Raw genomic sequence first — 1,343 nt, forward strand, 5'->3', positions numbered from 1 at the left:
CCCATAAGCGCTAACTTAAGGGTTGAACCATCTGAAGAATGCGACGCCTCGGTGCCTCGTTAAGACGATGCCTCGCGTTCTTCAATTGCGTTTTGTAGGCTGTCAGGGATACTGTCCCACGAATGGCCACCTGTAAGCTCCAGATGACCATTTTTGTTATTCTCCACAACGAGTTAGTTCTTCTTTTCGGATCCGGCACTTCTGGGGGGGAAATCCAGCGATGGCTGGATTATGTCGTCAATTAAAAATGCGGCGAGTAGATTAGCAAATATCCACGCTTTCGCGAGTTCAGGTTCCTTTGCACGCAAAGCATCCAGGTGCAGCAAACTTTTGAGCCGCTTAAAAGCCAGTTCAATTTGCCATCGCAGACGGTAACAATCAGCCACTTGCTCTGCTGAATATTCATCTTCCGGTAATGATGTTAGCAATAGCACATGGCCCGCTGCTTCCAGCGTTTCCGCCTGAACTACTCGTCCTTTTCGACGATTCTCGCTGAGCAGTCGGGTTTTACTGATTAATGCTTTTTCGGGAGGAAGTGATACGGCAATGAGACGTGCCGGAAAGGGAGCTCCGGCTTTTTTATTACCTGAATTGCCTATCATTACAGTGGTTTCACCGTTCTTACCGCAATCCAGCCCGCGCAGAAAACCCATCATGTCAAAGCGCATTCCTTCTGCAGTTAACCAGCGCAATCCTCGCCAGTGAACCCGGACGATATAATCAGCTTCTCCAAAAGCAAGTGAGCGGATACATTCGGGACGCGAACCGAATCCCCGGTCAGCAATGCGTATCTCGTCTGCCGTTTGCGCAAATCGGTCCAGCCGTTCAGCGTCTCTGCTGTCGGTTAGCTCAAAATCAGTGAACTGACAGGTATGAGGATCATATCCCATATGTAGTCGCCATTCAGCGCTGCCGCCCCCGGGCGCACTGATTGCTGTTCCATCGACAAGACGCAATCTCTTTCCGCTTGTACAACCCGTAACTGCGGCGCGTACAGCAAGTGTTTGTGCGGCAAGTATGCCAAACCAGTCGGCGGCATTCCGCAGCCGCTTCAGGAGAGCCACGTCAGATAATGTTGCAACGTCATGGAGCTGAGCCCATGCAGTGACTTCACGTAATGACATCCCCCCGGGGCCGTAAGCCAGCCCCAGACGTAGCAGAGTTGCAGCATCACGAATTTCGCGGCGGCGGGTTAGAGCCCCGGCATTACGTGCCGAAGTATCCAGTTCTTCGGGCTTACCAATATGGGCCAGAATTGCTGACCAGTTATCGTGAGAGTAATTCATCGGCACGTTAAATCATATCAGGCGTAATACCACAACCCTTAAGTTAGCGCTTATGGG

General features: G+C 51.4%; 1 protein-coding gene. It reads right to left on the reverse strand.

Translation table 11 applies throughout. The features are described 5' to 3' along the window. Positions 1 to 173: 173 nt before the first annotated feature. Positions 174 to 1,286, reverse strand: coding sequence for an IS4-like element IS421 family transposase (locus K0778_RS26080; protein WP_001300563.1), 1,113 nt, complete (start codon positions 1,284 to 1,286; stop codon positions 174 to 176). Positions 1,287 to 1,343 lie beyond the last annotated feature (57 nt).

The organism is Escherichia sp. XD33 (assembly GCF_019375075.1).
Lineage (GTDB): Bacteria > Pseudomonadota > Gammaproteobacteria > Enterobacterales > Enterobacteriaceae > Enterobacter > Enterobacter flexneri_A.

Bases quoted from the DNA above. Each gene is read 5' to 3' on its own strand.
- K0778_RS26080 (WP_001300563.1), bottom strand. From the start codon at position 1,286: ATGAATTACTCTCACGATAACTGGTCAGCAATTCTGGCCCATATTGGT.